The sequence below is a fragment of the Streptomyces sp. NPDC026672 genome (assembly GCF_040638185.1).
Classification (GTDB): Bacteria; Actinomycetota; Actinomycetes; order Streptomycetales; family Streptomycetaceae; genus Streptomyces.
Map to the genome: position 1 here is coordinate 129,994 of NZ_JBEZXS010000014.1, position 16,109 is coordinate 146,102.

At 73.6% G+C, this 16,109-nt stretch carries 17 protein-coding genes; 7 read left to right on the forward strand and 10 right to left on the reverse strand.

All coding sequences use genetic code 11. From position 1 onward, the window contains the following. The first annotated feature begins 152 nt into the window (after positions 1–152). On the forward strand, positions 153–848 hold the full coding sequence (locus AB0F77_RS18625) for a L,D-transpeptidase family protein (protein WP_361949227.1): 696 nt from the start codon (positions 153–155) through the stop codon (positions 846–848). A 29-nt stretch (positions 849–877) separates the two neighbouring features. On the opposite strand, the gene AB0F77_RS18630 is transcribed toward AB0F77_RS18625, so the two are convergent. After that, positions 878–2,080 (reverse strand): Gfo/Idh/MocA family oxidoreductase, encoded by a 1,203-nt coding sequence (locus AB0F77_RS18630; RefSeq protein WP_361949230.1) that lies wholly within the window; start codon positions 2,078–2,080, stop codon positions 878–880. Positions 2,081–2,256: 176 nt separating this feature from the next. Between AB0F77_RS18630 and AB0F77_RS18635 the strand changes: the two genes are divergently transcribed. Together AB0F77_RS18635 and AB0F77_RS18640 are read left to right on the forward strand one after the other, a co-directional pair. Then, on the forward strand, positions 2,257–3,414 hold the full coding sequence (locus tag AB0F77_RS18635; RefSeq protein WP_361949233.1) for an ROK family transcriptional regulator: 1,158 nt from the start codon (positions 2,257–2,259) through the stop codon (positions 3,412–3,414). 100 nt (positions 3,415–3,514) lie between these two features. After that, positions 3,515–3,700, forward strand: coding sequence for a hypothetical protein (locus AB0F77_RS18640; protein WP_361949236.1), 186 nt, complete (start codon positions 3,515–3,517; stop codon positions 3,698–3,700). 12 nt (positions 3,701–3,712) lie between these two features. Here the strand turns inward: AB0F77_RS18640 and AB0F77_RS18645 are convergent, their stop codons facing one another. The 4 genes from AB0F77_RS18645 to AB0F77_RS18660 form a co-directional block, all read right to left on the reverse strand. Continuing rightward, positions 3,713–4,399: a methyltransferase domain-containing protein gene (locus AB0F77_RS18645; protein ID WP_361949239.1), complete on the reverse strand. Its 687-nt coding sequence runs from the start codon at positions 4,397–4,399 to the stop codon at positions 3,713–3,715. 107 nt (positions 4,400–4,506) lie between these two features. Next, complete coding sequence (locus AB0F77_RS18650) at positions 4,507–5,880, reverse strand: S1 family peptidase (RefSeq protein WP_361949242.1); 1,374 nt, start codon at positions 5,878–5,880, stop codon at positions 4,507–4,509. A 134-nt stretch (positions 5,881–6,014) separates the two neighbouring features. Beyond that, complete coding sequence (locus tag AB0F77_RS18655) at positions 6,015–6,845, reverse strand: SAM-dependent methyltransferase (protein WP_361949245.1); 831 nt, start codon at positions 6,843–6,845, stop codon at positions 6,015–6,017. Positions 6,846–6,974: 129 nt separating this feature from the next. After that, the gene (locus AB0F77_RS18660) at positions 6,975–8,003 is read right to left on the reverse strand and encodes a hypothetical protein (RefSeq protein WP_361949248.1); all 1,029 of its coding nucleotides are present in this window, start codon (positions 8,001–8,003) and stop codon (positions 6,975–6,977) included. A gap of 121 nt (positions 8,004–8,124) precedes the next feature. On the opposite strand from AB0F77_RS18660, the gene AB0F77_RS18665 reads away from it, so the two are divergent. Together AB0F77_RS18665 and AB0F77_RS18670 are read left to right on the forward strand one after the other, a co-directional pair. Continuing rightward, entirely contained in the window at positions 8,125–8,883 is a 759-nt protein-coding gene (locus AB0F77_RS18665; protein ID WP_361949251.1) for a type 1 glutamine amidotransferase domain-containing protein, read from the forward strand. Between the two features lie 90 nt (positions 8,884–8,973). Next, positions 8,974–9,360, forward strand: a complete 387-nt coding sequence (locus AB0F77_RS18670) for a PPOX class F420-dependent oxidoreductase (protein ID WP_361949253.1) — start codon at positions 8,974–8,976, stop codon at positions 9,358–9,360. 41 nt (positions 9,361–9,401) lie between these two features. On the opposite strand, the gene AB0F77_RS18675 is transcribed toward AB0F77_RS18670, so the two are convergent. Together AB0F77_RS18675 and AB0F77_RS18680 are read right to left on the reverse strand one after the other, a co-directional pair. Continuing rightward, the gene (locus tag AB0F77_RS18675) at positions 9,402–9,764 is read right to left on the reverse strand and encodes an OB-fold domain-containing protein (protein WP_361949392.1); all 363 of its coding nucleotides are present in this window, start codon (positions 9,762–9,764) and stop codon (positions 9,402–9,404) included. A gap of 175 nt (positions 9,765–9,939) precedes the next feature. Beyond that, positions 9,940–10,689 (reverse strand): TetR family transcriptional regulator, encoded by a 750-nt coding sequence (locus AB0F77_RS18680; protein WP_361949256.1) that lies wholly within the window; start codon positions 10,687–10,689, stop codon positions 9,940–9,942. Between the two features lie 184 nt (positions 10,690–10,873). On the opposite strand from AB0F77_RS18680, the gene AB0F77_RS18685 reads away from it, so the two are divergent. After that, the gene (locus AB0F77_RS18685) at positions 10,874–11,710 is read left to right on the forward strand and encodes a hypothetical protein (RefSeq protein ID WP_361949259.1); all 837 of its coding nucleotides are present in this window, start codon (positions 10,874–10,876) and stop codon (positions 11,708–11,710) included. Between the two features lie 92 nt (positions 11,711–11,802). Next, positions 11,803–12,600: a peptidoglycan-binding domain-containing protein gene (locus tag AB0F77_RS18690; protein WP_361949262.1), complete on the forward strand. Its 798-nt coding sequence runs from the start codon at positions 11,803–11,805 to the stop codon at positions 12,598–12,600. Positions 12,601–12,890: 290 nt separating this feature from the next. Here AB0F77_RS18690 and AB0F77_RS18695 read toward each other — a convergent pair whose 3' ends face one another. The 3 genes from AB0F77_RS18695 to AB0F77_RS18705 all read right to left on the reverse strand — a co-directional run bounded on the left by AB0F77_RS18695 (position 12,891) and on the right by AB0F77_RS18705 (position 16,097). Continuing rightward, a complete protein-coding gene (locus AB0F77_RS18695) occupies positions 12,891–13,262 on the reverse strand; it encodes a hypothetical protein (RefSeq protein ID WP_361949265.1) in 372 nt (123 codons plus the stop codon). A 115-nt stretch (positions 13,263–13,377) separates the two neighbouring features. Next, the gene (locus tag AB0F77_RS18700; protein ID WP_361949395.1) at positions 13,378–14,301 is read right to left on the reverse strand and encodes a MurR/RpiR family transcriptional regulator; all 924 of its coding nucleotides are present in this window, start codon (positions 14,299–14,301) and stop codon (positions 13,378–13,380) included. Between the two features lie 89 nt (positions 14,302–14,390). After that, the gene (locus AB0F77_RS18705) at positions 14,391–16,097 is read right to left on the reverse strand and encodes a phospholipid carrier-dependent glycosyltransferase (RefSeq protein ID WP_361949398.1); all 1,707 of its coding nucleotides are present in this window, start codon (positions 16,095–16,097) and stop codon (positions 14,391–14,393) included. Positions 16,098–16,109: the final 12 nt, after the last annotated feature.

Consider the following 16,109-nt stretch of genomic DNA (forward strand, 5'->3'; position numbering starts at 1 on the left):
ATCGGCCGTGACCGGACCGCTCCGGCCGCCCCCCGGTACGGCCGGTTCCCGTTCCGTGCCCGATGCTCCTGCAACCGTCGGGCCCGCCCGGATGTCTAGGTCTGCGGCAGCGCGGCACGCGCGTGTGCGGACAGCAGGGGAGAGGGACCGGCATGGGGGACATACGGAGAAGGGGCGTCGTCGCGCTCGGCGTCACGGGACTGGTCGCGCCGCTCACGCTGGCGCTCGGCGCGGCGCCGGCCCAGGCGGCGAGCTGCACCACGCAGACCGGGCCGTACCAGAAGAAGGTGGAGAAGTTCCTCGGCCGCCCGGTCGACGGCAGGCAGTCCGCCGCCGACTGCAAGGCCGTCCGCGCCTTCCAGACCAAGCACGGCATCACGCCGAACATCGGCTACGCGGGGCCCGTCACCTGGGGCGTGATGGACCTCATGAACAAGCAGAAGGCCGTGGGCAAGAACCCGAACAAGGCCGGCAGGTGCCCGGTGAACAAGGGCCGCATCGCCTGCGTCGACCTCACGCTCCAGCTCAGCTGGATCCAGGACGGCAAGAAGCTCGTGTACGGCCCGGTCCCGGTGCGCACCGGACGCGACGGCTACGAGACCCGCACCGGCCTGAAGAAGATCTACTGGCGGCACATCGACCACGTCTCCACGATCTACGACGTGAAGATGCCCTACAGCCAGTTCTTCGACGGCGGCCAGGCGTTCCACTCCGTCGGCGTGAGCATGTGGAACCCGCCCGGCTCGCACGGCTGCGTCAACATGACCACGACCGACGCCAAGAAGTACTGGTCGCTGCTGAAGAACGGCGACGACGTCTACGTGTACGGCCGCAAGCCGGGCACCTGATCCGCACGGGCGCCCGGCCCGCCGCCGACTCACGCCGTGGGCGCGTCCCCGAGGTCGGGGATCTCCAGACGCGCCCCGCCCTGCCGCGCGGACTCGTGCGCGACGATGCCCGGCAGGGTGTAGCGGGCCGCGACCCAGGCGTTCACGGGCGGCAGCGAACGGGAGTTGACGGCCGTCACGAAGTCGTCCGCGAGGAAGTGGTGGCTGCCCTCGTGCCCGTTGTGCAGCAGGTCGAACTCCCGCGGCAGCCGGGCCCGGTCGTGCACCGGGGCCGAGCCGGAGGTGAACGCGGCCCGCAGCTCCGGCGCGACGTCCCGGAGCGAGGGGTCGTCCGGGGCCGTCGTGGGCTTGGGCTCCAGGAGCTCGCTGATGTCCTCCACCCCGTTCTTGTCCTGCCACAGGGCGACGGTGGCGAGCTGTTCCATGCTCGCCTCCGTGCCGAAGAACCGGAACCGGGACTCACGGATGTGCGAGGGGTAGCCGACCCGGCGGAACTCGTTCGTGCGGAACGACCCGCCGCCCGCGACCTCGAACAGCGCGGTCGCGTTGGAGACGTCGTTGTCGAACCGGCTGACCGAGCGGTCGAAGACCCCGTCGCCGCGTTCGTCGACCACACCGAGCGCGGACACGCTCACGGCGTGCGTCCGCCACGCCCCGAGCACCCCGCCGACCGAGTGCGTCGGGTACAGCAGCGGGGGATAGCTCGCGGTGGCCTTCCAGTCGGCGCCGCCGCTGTAGCGGTACGCGTCGTAGAAGCCGAGGTCCATGTCGTGGACGTAGTCGCCCTCGGCGTAGAAGAGGCGGCCGAAGGCGCCCTCGGCGATCCGGTTGCGGGCGTGGACGGTCGCCGGGTTGTACTCGCTGGTCTCGCCCATCATGTACGTCAGTCCCGTCCTGCGGACCGCGTCGACGATCGCCTCGATCTCCTCGACGGTGATCGCCATGGGGACGGCGGAGTAGACGTGCTTGCCCGCGTCGAGCCCCCGCAGGACGAGCGGACCGTGGGTCCAGCGCTGGGTGAAGATCGCGACCGCGTCCACCGCCGGCGACTCCAGCATCGCCTCGTACGACGGGAAGGTGCCGGTGAGGCCCTGCTCGGCGGCGAGCCGCTCGGCGCGCTCCGGGAGCAGGTCGGTGACGTAGACGTCGCGGACGCCGGGGTGGGCCTGGAACAGCGTGGCGAACCGGCCGGAGAACTGCCCGGCGCCGACGATGCCGAGGGAGAACGTCATGGGGTGCGTGCCCTTCACTGACCGGGGATGAGAGTGCTCTGCGGAATGACCAGCACTTACTTTTGTTGCGAAAGAATCAAACCGTCAAGAGGGGCGTGCGGATCTTTTCCACGGGAAGATCGCGCCCTAGAGTCGTCTCGATTAGTTCCGGAACGAAAAGAAAGAGGGCAGACGCCATGCCCCCACGTGCCGCCAGCTGGCTGCCGCTGAGCCAGCAGGAGCGCTCCGTGGCCATCGAGGTCCTCGTGGGCGGCCCGCTGTCGCGCACCGAGCTGGCCCGGCGCCTCGCCCTGTCCGCGGGCAGCCTCACCCGGCTCACTAAACCGCTGATCGAGTCCGGACTGCTGGTAGAGGTCCCCGAGGTGGGTGGCGCCGGAGCCCGTCAGGGGCGCCCCTCGCTGCCCCTCGACGTGGTCGCCGAGTCCCGCTCCTTCCTCGGCTTCAAGATCACCGGCGACACGGTCTACGCCGTGGTCACCACCCTGCGCAGCGACATCGTCGCCCGTCTGGAGCGGCCGCTGCCCGGCCGTGACCCGGGCCGGGTCGCCGACCTGCTGGCGGAGATGGCCGCCCTCCTCGCCGCCCGTTTCCCCGCCCTCGCGGGCATCGGCATCGGCGTGGGCGGTCTGGTGCGGGAGCGCTCCGTGGTCGGCGACTCGCCGTTCCTGGAGTGGCACGACGTCCCGCTGGCCGCGCTGGTGGAGGAGCGCACCGGGCTCCCGGTGGTCGTGGAGAACGACGTGGCCGCGCTCGTGGAGGCCGAGACCTGGTTCGGCGCCGGACGGGGTCTGGAGCGCTTCGTCGTCCTCACCATCGGCGCCGGGCTCGGCTACGGGCTGGTGCTCGGCGGCCGGCGCGTCCCCTACGCCGAACAGGACCGCGGCTTCGGACGCCACTGGATCATCGACCCCGGGGGGCCGCTCACCCCGGACGGGCGGCGGGGCAGCGCCGTGTCCCTGCTCACCATCCCGAGCATCCGCTACCAGGTCCGCGCGGCCACCGGGCGGGACGCGACGTACGAGGAGATCCTGGCCGGGGCCGCGGCGGGCGAGCCCATGGCCGCGCGGGTGATCGGCGAGGCGGCGCGGGCGCTGGGCACGCTGGTCGCCCAGATCGCCAACCTCGCGATGCCGCAGAAGATCCTGCTGGCCGGGGAGGGCGTCGGCCTGATGGACGTGGCGGGCCCGGCGGTGGACGAGACGATCAGGGCGCACCGGCATCCGCTCGCGGCGCCGGTGGGCCTGGAGACCAAGGTCTCGGACTTCCACGACTGGGCCCGCGGAGCGGCCGTCCTGGCCATCCAGGTGCTGGTCCTCGGCGGTGTGCAGGGGTGAACTCCCCTTGGCCGCGGGTGGCTTGACGTGATGAGCAACACGGTCCGTTATGACCGAGTTGTTCTATCTTTACTCACCTCGCCTTCACGCCGGCGGGCATATGCTTCACACCATGTCCACCAGTGTTGAAACCGCCTCCGAGCGATCGGCCGCGGAGGTCAACGAGGAGATCAGGGCCCTGTGGCTCCGATCCGGCGGGACACTGAGCGTCGAGCAGCGCGAGGAGTACCAGCGGCTCGTCCTCGAGTGGGCCGCCGCGGCCCCGGAGAGCTCCGAGGCCGCCTGACCGCCTCCCCCGTCACGCCTCCGGCCCCCGCCGGCAGCGCAGGAAGATCTGTTCCTCCGGCTGCACATCGGCGCTGGCCGGGGCGTATCCGTACGAGTCCTCGTCCACGATGTCAAAACCGGCCTCCTCGACCGCCTCGCGCAACTCGTCCCGCAGATAACCGGAGACGCGGATCGTCGTCCCGATGAACGGGATGGCGAAGTCGTCCAGATCCGCCTCCACCATCGACAGCACGAACAGCCCACCGGGCGCGAGCAGCCCGTGCACGGTCGCGAGCGCCAGGGGGATCTCGGCGCGCGGCAGCATCAGCAGCGAGAAGAACGCGGTGACCCCGTCGAAGCGGCCCAGCTCGCCCGGCCCGCCCGGCCGCAGGTCCGCGATGTCCATACGGTGGAACTCGGCCTCCGGCACGTTCGCACGCGCGAGCGCGACCATCCGGGTCGACAGATCGACACCGATGACCTCCAGACCGCCGTCCACCAGCTGACGCGCGGTGGGAAGACCGGTGCCGCACCCCAGGTCCAGGACCCGGGAGCCGGCAGGCAGCGACTCGACGAGCCAGGCGGCGGCCGCGACCTGCCCCTCCTTGTGCGGGAAGGCGTCGTCGTAGCGGTCGCCGATGGCGTCGAACGCCTCGGCCTGGCCGGTGCGGTCGAGCGCCAGGTCTCCGTAGCCGGGTCTGCCGGTGGGGCTGTTCACGGGTGATCTCCCTCTGGAGCGGCCGGTGATGGGGTTCCGGGGCCGTACGGCCGGGGACGGCAAGGCTAGTCCCACCGGCGGCCGGTGCCGTGTCCGGGGCGGTGTGCTCACCCCCAAGTGGCCGAGTAGTAGCGCTGGTACGCCTTGCGCTCCTGCTCCGCGCGGATGTAGCGGGCGCCGATCAGCGCGATCAGACTGCCCGCGATCACCAGGAGCCCCGGGGCGACGGTGCCGGTGTCGGTGAGCCGCGACAGCAGGGCCGCGCCCTCCGACCCGCCGCCGACGGGGGCCGAGGAGCCCGGTGCCGCCGCGCTCGGGGCGACCGCACCCTGCTGCGCCGACGGTGCCTGGGAGGGACCGCCGGCCGCGCCGCCGGCGTTCTGCGCGGACACGATCAGCCGTACGCCGAGCGTGGTGAGCGCCTTGGTCACCGGCTGGAAGAACGTCGTCCCGCCGGACTTGCAGTCGCCGCTGCCGCCCGAGGTGACACCGAGCGCGACCCCCTCGGAGAACAGCGGCCCGCCGCTGTCGCCGGGCTCCGCGCACACATTGGTCTCGATGAGTCCGGTGACCGTGCCCTCCGGGTAGTTGACGGTCGCGTTGAGCCCCGTCACCTGCCCGTCGTGCAGCCCGCTGGTGCTGCCGCTGCGGAACACCCGCTGTCCCACCGCCGGATCGGCCGCCCCGGTGATCCGCACCCCCTTGCCGCCGCCCACGGCGACGACGTCGGCGCCCGCGCCGGCGCTGCCCGACGCGTACTGGACGAGCGAGAAGTCGCTGCCCGGGAAGGTGGTGTTGACCGATGTGCCGAGCTGCTGGTTGCCCCGGTCGTCCGCGAACCACACCGTGCCGGAGGGCCCGCAGTGCCCCGCCGTGAGGATGAAGTCCCGCTGTCCGTCGGTGACGTTGAAGCCCGCCGAGCAGCGCCCGGCGGTCGACAGGATGGGCTGCGCCCCGTTGAGCCGGGTGGTGAACGTGCCCTGGGTGCGCTCCATGTGCACAAAACCGCCGATGGCCGAGGCGACCCCGGACATCCGCGACCAGTCGCCCGCCGAGACGGTCCGGTCGGCCTGCACCACGATCCGGTTGGAGCGGTAGTCCATCGTCCAGGCGGTGCCCGGTACGCGGGGCGCCGAACGCAGCGCGTCCGTCGCGGACTTGAGGTCGTCCATGCTGTACGGCACGACCTTCGCCTCGGCGCCCGCCGCCCGTACGGCCTTCGCCGCCGCCTCGTCCGTCACCGCGACGACCGGACGCCCGTCGGCACCGATCCAGCTGCCCGCCGTACGGGACGCGCCGAGCCGGTCCACCAGCCCCGCGGCCGTGTCCGCGACCCCCCGTGCCGAACTGAGCGGGGCGGCGGACGTGCCGGGAGTCTCGCTCGCCATGGCCGTGGTGACCATCGCGCCTCCCAGCAGGAGTCCGCCGACCGCCGCCAGCCGTACCGTCCGCCGGACGACCCGTTGTCGTGCGTGCCTCATGCCCTGGCTCCCGAAACCCCGATCGCGCGGCGTCGACACCGCGGGGCCCTCCGGTCGTCGAGGGCCCTGCCCTCCATACGCGCCCGGGCGGCGGGGCGTTCACCCGCACGGAGATCCGCTCGGGGCTCGCGCGCTCAGGGCTTGCGCGCCACCCCGCCGAACATCGCGACCTCCTCGGGCTCCTCGCCGTCGCCGCCCTCGGGGCGCCAGCGCGAGCAGGACACCACGCCCGGTTCGAGGAGCTCCAGGCCCTCGAAGAACCGTGCCACGTCGCCCGGGGTGCGCTGGGTGAGCCGCGGTGTGCCGTGCTCGTTCCAGAAGGCGACCGCCTCGTCCACGTCGGGCATCGCCGGGCTGGTGACGGTGTGCGACAGCACCAGGTGGCTCCCGGACGGCAGCCGGTCGGTCAGCCGCCGCACCAGCCCGTACGGGTCCTCGTCGTCGCCGACGAAGATGACCACGCCGAGCAGCATGAGGGCGACCGGCTGCCCGAAGTCCAGGGTCCGCGAGGCGTGTTCGAGGACGGCGTCGACGTGGCGCAGGTCCTCGTCGAGATAGTCGGTGCGCCCCTCGGGGGTGCTGGTGAGCAGGGCGCGCGCGTGCGCGAGGACCAGCGGGTCGTTGTCGACGTACACGATCCGCGCGTCCGGTGCCAGCCGCTGGGCGACCTCGTGGGTGTTGTCGGCGGTGGGCAGCCCGGTGCCGATGTCCAGGAACTGCCGGATGCCCGCCTCGCCGACCAGGTGCCGTACCGCCCGGCCCAGGAACAGCCGGTCCGCGCGGGCGTAGTCGCCGATGCCCGGGTGCAGTTGTCTGATCCGGTCACCGGCGGTCCGGTCGACCTCGTAGTTGTCCTTGCCGCCGAGCCAGTAGTTCCAGATCCGGGCGGTGTGCGGCCGGTTGGTGTTGATGCGGGCGCGCAGGGTCGCGGCGACGTCGTTCGTCGCTGCCGGGCGGTCGGTCACGGGAGTTCAGCTCCTGGGCCTGATGACGGGCACGATGCCGGGGTGGGGCGGGCGGGGGTGGTGACGAGGTGGGACGGCGGGGGTGGTGACAGGATCGGGACGACCCAACCACAGGTCGTGACGGGCGAGCTAGAGTCCGGTGCCGACGCCCGGTGCCGGTACGGTCACGGTGGCGCCCGCGCCGAGCCGCGACCGGCTCCCGTCGTCGCCCCAGACCGACCCGGCGCCGACGTACGGGCGCAGCAGCCCGGTGAGGACCGCGTCCCCGCGGCCGTTCAGCTCGTCCGAGGCGATCTTGCGGGCGATCCCGGCGAGGAAGTCGGCGATCTGCACCCGCGCGTCCCGCCGCGACTCCACGAGACGCACACCGGTCAGCGCGATCCCCTCCCGCCGGGCGCTCTCCTCGATCCAGGCGATCCGCTCCGGGGTGAGCATGTTCTGCCGGTCGTGCACCAGGGACACCCGGGCGCCGCCCGCGCTCCAGTGCGCGGCCGTGCGGACGACCGCCGGGAGCAGCGGATTGAGCGGGGGGACGAGGACGGGGGACTCCGTCACGCGCGCCCGGTAGGCGTCCGCGCGGTCACGCCGTTCCGCGAGCCGTTCCAGCACCTCGGTGGCCGGTGTCCGGGGCCGGGCCGGGCGCAGCTCGTCCACGGTCCGGAAGAAGGCGTCCACCGGCGAGCCGGCGGAGCTGTTCCTGACGCGCAGCAGACGGTTGGACGCGGCCAGGAACTCCCGCCACCGGTCGGGGCCGAACGCCGCGGGGCCCGTCCGGTACAGGGCCGTCGCGTCCGTGGCCGCGCCGTCGCCCCCGTCCTCGGTCAGCAGCAGGCCCACGGTCTGTTCGACCACGAAGTACGCCTTCTCGGTCAGATGGACGTGGGCGTGGCCGTGGACCGGCCCGGCGGGGGCCAGCAGCCATTCGAGGACCGCCCGGTGCTTCTCGCGCAGCAGGTGGTTCGCCTTGTACTCCTCGGCGGGGGAGCGGATCCGCCCGCGGATCTCCCGCAGGCACCCGGCGGCGGCGTCCTGGGGCAGGCACACGCTCGCGTGCGCGAAGACGTCCGTGTTCCCGCCGGTGAGGTTCTCGCCGTCCGACCCCGACTCGTCGCAGGCGACCTCCACCGTCCGTGTGCCGTCCACCCCGTTCGCGGTCACCGCATCAGCCCCCGTTCGTGAGTCCCACGACCAGCATCCCGCACGACCGGCCGGACGAGCGGGCCGCCGCGGACGCCACCGCTCTGTCATGGACACAGGCACCGGCTGTCATGATGGGACCGTGCGTGTGCTGATGCCGCTCCCCGACCGGGACTTCGACGTGACCGAGGTGGCCGTGCCCTGGCGGCTGCTCACCGACGCCGGACACGAGGTCCACCTCGCCACCGAGCGCGCCGGGACCCGGCCCGCGGCGGACCCCCGGCTGCTCACCGGTGTGCTCCTCGGCAGGCTCGGCGCGGCCGACGAGCCCAAGCGGTTCTACGGACAGCTCACCGCCGCACCGGAGTTCACCCGAACCGCCGCCTGGGCCGACCTGGACGTGAGCACGTACGACGGACTCCTGCTGCCCGGCGGGCACGCGCCCGGCATGCGGCAGTACCTCGGCTCCGAGGTCCTGCGCGACCAGGTCGCCCGGTTCTGGGCGCTCGGCCGCCCGGTCGGCGCGATCTGCCACGGTGTGCTCGTCCTGGCCCGCACCCACGACCCCGCGACCGGCCGCGGCCTCCTGGCCGGACGGCGCACCACCTGTCTGCCCAAGTACCTCGAACGCTCCGCCTACCTGAGCACGGCCTGGCGCCTGGGCCGCTACTACCGCACCTATCCGGCGTACGTCGAGGACGAGGTGCGCGGCGGGCTCGCCGACCCGGCCGCCCAGTTCGTCCGCGGACCCCGGGTGTTCACCCGGCGCGGCACGGCCGACGACGACACCCACGCCTTCGTCGTCGAGGACGGGACCTATGTGTCGGCGCGCTGGCCCGGAGACTCCTACCTCTTCGCCCGCGCCTTCCTGACCCTGCTGGAACGGGCCCGCGGGTCCTAGTGCCCCGGCAGGCGACGTTCGCCCCGCCGCGACGCCCGGCACGCACTCTCGCCGGGCGAACGTCGCCTGCCGGAGCACTAGACTTCGGGCATGACTGACTCGCCGCTGGACCGGCTGGGCTCGGGCAAGTATCTGTTGGTCACCAGCTACCGAAAGAACGGCACCGCGGTCGCCACCCCGGTCTGGGTGGTGCGGGACGGGGACACGCTCGGGGTGTGGACGGCCGCCGACTCCGGGAAGGTCAAGCGGATCCGCAACCGGGGCGAGATCCTCGTCGGTCCCTGCGACGTACGGGGGCGGCCGACCGGCGGCCAGGTCCCGGCCACGGCCGAGCTCTGCGACGAGGCCACCACCACCCGCTACCGCGGCCTCATCAACCGCAAGTACGGCGTCCTGGGCCGGCTCACCCTGCTCGGCAGCCGGCTGCGCCGGGGCGGGGCGGGCAGCGTCGGCATCCGCGTGACCCTGGACGCCTGAGCGGGTCACCCCGCCCGAGCGGGTCGGCCTGGCGCCGGGGGTCAGCTCCAGGCACCGAACGGGTCGTCGAGGAGTTGGAAGACCGGCTCGCCGCGCACCGGGTCCCGGACCGTGGAGAGCCGGACCCGGTCCCCGCTGTGCACACCCAGGGGCGAGCCCATGACCCGGCCGCGCACCACGAACCCCTCGGCCAGCTCGACCATGGAGACGTTGCGCGCCGCGGGGGTGTTGCGGTGCACCACCGTGGAGTGGCGGACCGTGCCGGTGCCCGCGCTGCGTTCCGTGCGCAGCTCGCTGCCCCGGCACACCGGGCACAGCACCCGGTGGTACATCGCCGTGCCGCACCAGGCGCAGCGCTGGAAGACGAGGCCGTCCCCGGACCGCTCGGGCCCGGTGTCGAGCAGGTCCGTCGTGCCGCCGGCGACCGTGCGATCGGTGCTTGCTGAGTGGTGGTACACGGCTGTCAACTCCCCGCGCTCGGCCGGAATCCCGTGTGACAGAGTATGGCACTCAGTGCCACCCGTAAAGGTACTGCGTATCGGTGAATCTCCCGGACGCCGGTCGTCGGCCGCGGCGCGGTCAGCCGCGGCCGAGCGCCGACTCCAGCTCCTGCACCACCCGCCACAGCGGTGCGTCGCGCCGCGAGACGAGCACCACCACGTCCTCCGGGCGCTCCGCTGAGTCCCGCGACTCCCCCTCGGCCGCGGCCCGTTCGTGCTCGCGGGGCCCCTCGGCGGGCCCGGCGTAGGTGGCCTGGACGTAGCCCAGCGCGTGGTCAACCGCCTCGCCCGCGTCGCCCTCGCCGTCCGCACGCAGCCAGGAGCGCAGGGCGTTGTTGTGCGCGGCGACGACCGCGGCGGCGATCACGTCGGCGCGCAGGATGCCGTCGGGGCGGTCCGCGAAGCGCTCGCGCAGATGACCGGCGAGGGCGCGCTCGTAGCGCCACACCACGGACAGCTCGTAGGCGCGCAGCCCCGGGACCCGGCGGGTGAGCCGGTAGCGCTGCACGGAGAACGTCGGGTTCTCGGCGTACATCCGCAGCACCAGCCGGGCCGCGTCGCACACGCGCCGCACCGGTTCGTGCTTCGGGCCGCTCGCGGCGAGGAACGCCGTCATGTCGGCCAGACAGCGCTCGTGGTCGGGGAAGACCACGTCCTCCTTGGACGGGAAGTACCGGAAGAACGAGCGCCGTCCGACGCCGGCGAGGGCCACGATGTCGTCGACGGTGGTCTGTTCGTAGCCGCGTTCCAGGAAGAGCCGGAAGGCCGCCGCGACCAGCGCGTCACGCATCGGCGGCTTCGCGGCCGGCGCCGCGCTGCGGGAGCTCATGGACGCGAACGTAGCACCCGGCCCCCTCCCATGGCACTCAGTGCTGCACCTGGAGGGAACCGAGTTCCCCGGACGGTCCCGGACGGACGGCTCCCGGTCCCGCCCCGGGCCCCGCGGCCCGGCCGCGTACCCTTTCCCCACCCCGTTCCCACCCCGATCCGCCCGCAGGCCCGAGGAGCCCCTTATGCCCGCCGTCCGCCCCCGCCTGCTCTACGTCACCGACCTGGCGTACCCGGCCCGCGGGCGCCGCTACGGCGACGAGGACGTCTTCCTGACCTCCCGGCTGCGCGCCGACTTCGACCTCGCCCTGTGCCATCCGCGGGACGCGGCCGCGCTCATGGACGCCTTCGACGCCGTGGTCGTCCGCAACAGCGGCCCGGTGCTGGCCCACCAGGACGCCTACCACGCCTTCCGCGACCGGGCCCTGCGCGACGGCGTCCGCGTCTACAACCCGCTCACCGGCCGGGCGGACATGGCCGGCAAGCAGTATCTGCTCGACCTGAGCGCGGCAGGCTTCCCCGTCGTCCCCACCGTCGGCCGCGCGGAGGACCTGCCCCTGCTGCCCGCCGCCGAGCGGTACGTCGTCAAGCCGAGGCTCGGGGCGGACTCGATCGGCCTGGAGGTCCTGCCCGCCGCCCGGGTCGAGGGCCGGCTGCGGGACGCGCCCGCCGGTTCCCTCCTCGCGCAGCCGTACGTGGACTTCGTGTACGAGGTGTCCTTCTACTTCGTCGACCACGACCTCCAGTACGCCCTCCACGCCTCCGACCCCGCGCGGCGCTGGCGGCTGGAGCCCTACGAACCGACGGACGCCGACCGGGAGTTCGCCCGGCGCTTCGTGGAGTGGAACGGCCTCGGGCACGGCATCCAGCGCGTCGACGCCTGCCGCGCCCCCGACGGCCGTCTGCTCCTGGTCGAGCTGGAGGACCTCAACCCCTATCTGTCCCTCGACGCCCTGACCGAGGGGGCCCGGGAGTCCTTCGTCGCCGCGTTCACCGCGTCCCTGCACCGCTTCCTCGCCTGAACCGGCGGGCCGCCGCGCCCGTATCCCCTCGCGAACCCGCAACGGGCCCCGCCCCCCGGGGCCTTGGGGGAATCGCGCGGAAGGAGAGCAGCGTGCCGACACCGCCCGACCCGGACGAGCCGCGCCCCGGTCCCGGTCCCGTCCTCGAACCCGTACGCGTCCTGCGCCCGCGCCGCTTCGACGCCCTCGCGGAGCTGATGCGCGAGATGCGGCAGGGCGCCGGGGACGAGGACTACGAGCCGGTCCCGCCGGCCCCGGGCGCCGAGGACGCCACCCAGGAACTCCCGCGCGTACCGGCCGACGGCGCCCGCACCGGCCCACAGCGCCGTGACGCAGCGCCCCACACCCCGACGCCCCGCAGCGCAGCGCCCCACACCCCGACGGGCCGCAGCGCAGCGCCCCGCACCGGGACGCGCCGCGCCGCCGTGGCGCTCGCCGTGGCGGCCGCGGCCCTCGTCGGCTTCGGCTGCGCCCTGCTGCTGACCGGCCACGACGGAAGGGCGGTCTCCGGCGCCCCTGCGGCCTCCGGAACCTCTGCGGCCTCCGGAACCTCCACGGCCCCCGCCGCCCCCGCGTCCCCGGCCACCCCCGAGGCGCCCTCCGGACCGGCCCCCGCCGCGTCGGACGGCGCGGACCCCGACGGCCCCGGCACCCTGCGCGAGGGCGACAGCGGGCCCGAGGTCCTGGACCTCCAGGAGCGTCTGCTGCGCATCCCCGACGTCTACCGCGACGGCCCGGCCGACGGCCGCTACGGCACCGTGCTCACCGAGGCGGTGGCCCGTTTCCAGCTCTGGTACGGCATCCAGGGCGACGAGACCGGCGTGTACGGGGACGACACGCGCCGGGCGCTGGAGTCGCGCACCACCCCCGGCGCCGGCCGCGCTCCCTGAAATCCCGGAATTCTGCCGCCACTCGGGTGAGAGACCTGGTCGCAGCCCTGGTCGGGGGCGCTGTCACGCGTCACCATGGGCGGGCGACCCGCGCCCCGCTGCCGACGGCGTCCGCGCCCCGGCGGCCGCGCACCCGAGAACGAAGGCCCTGCCCATGAGTGGCTCCCGCGTCCCCGGCCTGGTGCTGCCCGCCGTGTTCCTGCTGGCCGTCGTGGTCGGCGTGTGCTGGTACTGGTTCCACCGGCACGACGACTGACCCGGCATGCACGGGAGTTCGGGCGCACCGGAGTTCAGCGGCCGGTGCCGTGTCCGGCCAGCGCCTCGGCGACCACGCGCACGCTGCGGGCGATGTGCTGGAGCTGGAGCAACTCGCCCGCGTACAGCTTGATGGTGTGCTCGATGACCGACTCCGGCAGTCCCAGGACGGGCAGTTCGGTCCGCGCGGTCTGAAGTGCCGTGCGGGCCACGCGGATCTCCTGCTGCACCTGGATCTGCGCGTGCCGGGCGAGCAGCACGGGGTGGCGGATCAGTGCGGGATAGCCGGCGTAGCGGGCCGGCACCAGCTCGCGCAGCCAGCGGACCGCCGAGCGTTCCCAGTCGTAGCTGCCGGGTGTCTTGACCTGGCGGGGCCAGTCCGGGCTCAGGCGCGTGGTCAGGTGCATACCGAGAAGTATTTATATATGCCATCTGCTTGGCAAGAAGTATGAAAACTTTCACGCGGTTTATGCGTGAATGATCCACAAATGCCGGGGTGCGCCGGTCCGTCGGGGTGCCGCTTCATTCCTTCAGGAAGAAGTGGTGCTCATCGGCGACCTGTTCGTACTCCTCCAGCCGGGCCTGGGTGCGTTCCGGGTCGGCGTCCGTCATCGCCTGGAGCAGCGCGGCCGACATCAGACCGGGCGCGGCGTAGGAGTCGAAGACCAGGCGGGAGCCGGTGCCGGTGGCGAAGGTCTCGTCCGCCTCGGCGGCCAGCGGCCCGAGCGCCAGGTCGGTGACAAGTGCGACGCTCAGCCCCGCCCCGCGCGCCACCCGGATCGCCGTGAGCGTCTCCTGCGCGTGCCGGGGCATCCCGAAGGCGATCACCCAGGTGCCGCCGGCCTCGCGGGACTGGAGCAGCGCGTCGTAGGCGACGCTGCCGCCCCGGGTCACCAGCCGGACGTCGGGGTGGATACGGCGGGCGGCGTAGGCGAAGTACTCGGCGAGCGACACGGAGATGCGCAGTCCGAGGACGGTCAGCGGGGTCGACCGGGACAGCTCGCGGCCGACGCGGATGACCCGGTCGGGGTCGGCGAAGTCGCGGCGCAGGTTCTCCAGGTTCTGGATCTCCGCGTCCACGGCCGCCTGGAGTTCGTTGGCCCGGTTCTCCTCGGCCGTCCCGGGCCCGCCGGCCAGCGTGCCGAGCGCGAGGGACTGGAGCCGCTCGCGCAGCGCCGGGTACCCGCTGAAGCCGACGGCCGCCGCGAAACGGGTCACCGAGGGCTGGCTGACGCCCACCCGCTCGGCGAGATCGGTGATCGACAGGAAGGCCGCCTCGGGGAGGTGTTCGATGAGGTACTGCGCGATGCGCCGCTGCCCGGGAGACAGCCCGTGGGCGTCGAACAGTTCCCTGAGCCGGGAGGTCGGCGCGGGCTCCGCCTCCGGCGCGGCCTTGCCGGAGGTGATCGCGGATGCCTGTGCGCGTGCCTGCTGCGGCGACGGCACCGGGGCGCCTCGTTTCTCTCCCACGAACACTCAACATAGCTCACGGAGCGTGCCGGTCAGGGGGTGTGCGGGGGCGTCCCGGCGGGGGCTCAGCGCCGGTAGAGGGTGATGGAGTGGCCGACCTCGTCGACCGGTCTGCTGCTGTCGATCAGCTCGGCCAGCCGGCCGCGCGCCTTGGCCGCCGCGGAGTCCGAGACGACCAGCAGCCCGTGCACCCGGTCCACCGGGACCGTGCGCGGGTCGGACGCGTGGATGCCGTAGTACGCGGGGACACCGCTGCCCTTGTAGACGAGCCAGATCCGCTCGCCCCGGTGGCGGGACTCCAGCCGGTCGGCGAGCCTGCCGAGGTCCTGGCCCCAGTCGACGTTGGAGTCGTGCAGCCGCAGGTGCGTCTTCGCCGGGCCGCCGAACGCCTCGTTGGAGTACGGCAGGTAGTAGGGGAACGTCCGCACCGAGCTGACCGCCGTGAACAGCACGAGCGCCGCCGTCGCCACGACCGCCCACCGCCGCCGCACGGCCGGGACACAACCCGCGGCGACCGCCAGGAACAGCGGCACGAACACGGCGTACCGGGTGCCGAAGTCCCGTGCGCCGTCCATCGCCACCGCGAGGAGCAGGGCGGGCGGCAGCAGCACGTACGGCGCGGCCGGGCGCAGCCGCCGTACGGCCACGACCGCGACGGCGCCCGCCGCCCACAGCGCCAGCGCGCCCAGCGGCGACTTCACCAGCAGGGCGGCCGGCAGGTAGTACCAGAGCGAACCGGTGTAGAGGCGCCCGAAGAGATAGCCCTGCCACGGGTGGTCCTCCAGCCCGAACTGCATCCGCATCCCGGCCCGGTACGCCTCCGGGAACGGCAGCAGGCCGACCAGCCGCCCGCGCAGCCCGTGCAGCGCGGGCACCGCCTCGGCAGGTGAGAACCGCAGCCGGGGGTCGACCGCGAGATAGGACGCCCAGACCACGGCGACCGCGCCCGCCGCCACGACGACCGCGCCGGCGAGGCCCAGCAGCAGGGCGCGGCGGCGCGCGGCGCGGTCCTCGGGGCGCAGCGCGTGCCACACGGACACCAGCGCGAGCGGCGGCAGCACGGCGAGGGCGGGCAGCGCGCTCATCTTCGTCGCCACGGCCGCCCCGAGCGCCGCCCCGGCGAGCGGCAGGTACGTCCGGGGCCGCCGCCGGGCCCGCCACACCAGCCAGGCCGACGTCAGCACGAACCCCGCCGACGGCACGTCCAGCGTGGCGAGCGAGCCGTGCGCGACGACGTCGGGCGTGAAGGCGTACAGCGCGAGCGCGGCCAGGCCGCCCACCGTCCCCGCGACCTCGCGGGCGAAGGCGAACACGACCAGCCCGAACAGCAGCGTCAGCACGATCACCGGCAGCCGGGCCCACAGCATCAGCCGCCACGGGTCGTTGCCCGACTCGTACAGCAGATGGCGGCCCACCTCGCCCTGGTCCCCGGTGAACGAGGTGTCGTAGCGGGGGTCGGCCACCGCCACCCCGGCCATGATCACGAGCTTGCCGAGCGGCGGGTGCTCGGGGTTGTAGCGCAGCCGGTGCTCGTGGAGGTAGTCGGTGGCGGTGGCCACGTACACCGGCTCGTCGATGGTCGGGGTCTGCCGCACCGCCGTGGTCACCATCGCGGCGGCCAGCTGGGCGAGCAGCAGCGTCACGAGCACGGCCACGAGCGCGCGCCGGCGACGGCGCAGCGCCGCGTGCAGACGCGCGCGGGCGGGCGGGGGAGACGGCACGGCCGCGCCGACGGGCCCGGGGTCGAGCTCCGGCTGCCGGGTGCGCGCCATCAGCCCCGCCGG

What these genes read in the sequence shown, in the direction of transcription:
- AB0F77_RS18685 (WP_361949259.1), top strand. Translation starts at nt 10,874, where the DNA reads ATGCCCGCCGTCCGCCCCCGCCTGCTCTACGTCACCGACCTGGCGTAC.
- AB0F77_RS18680 (WP_361949256.1), bottom strand. Translation starts at nt 10,689, where the DNA reads ATGAGCTCCCGCAGCGCGGCGCCGGCCGCGAAGCCGCCGATGCGTGAC.
- AB0F77_RS18635 (WP_361949233.1), top strand. Translation starts at nt 2,257, where the DNA reads ATGCCCCCACGTGCCGCCAGCTGGCTGCCGCTGAGCCAGCAGGAGCGC.
- AB0F77_RS18695 (WP_361949265.1), bottom strand. Translation starts at nt 13,262, where the DNA reads ATGCACCTGACCACGCGCCTGAGCCCGGACTGGCCCCGCCAGGTCAAG.
- AB0F77_RS18640 (WP_361949236.1), top strand. Translation starts at nt 3,515, where the DNA reads ATGCTTCACACCATGTCCACCAGTGTTGAAACCGCCTCCGAGCGATCG.
- AB0F77_RS18630 (WP_361949230.1), bottom strand. Translation starts at nt 2,080, where the DNA reads ATGACGTTCTCCCTCGGCATCGTCGGCGCCGGGCAGTTCTCCGGCCGG.
- AB0F77_RS18705 (WP_361949398.1), bottom strand. Translation starts at nt 16,097, where the DNA reads ATGGCGCGCACCCGGCAGCCGGAGCTCGACCCCGGGCCCGTCGGCGCG.
- AB0F77_RS18670 (WP_361949253.1), top strand. Translation starts at nt 8,974, where the DNA reads ATGACTGACTCGCCGCTGGACCGGCTGGGCTCGGGCAAGTATCTGTTG.
- AB0F77_RS18625 (WP_361949227.1), top strand. Translation starts at nt 153, where the DNA reads ATGGGGGACATACGGAGAAGGGGCGTCGTCGCGCTCGGCGTCACGGGA.
- AB0F77_RS18650 (WP_361949242.1), bottom strand. Translation starts at nt 5,880, where the DNA reads ATGAGGCACGCACGACAACGGGTCGTCCGGCGGACGGTACGGCTGGCG.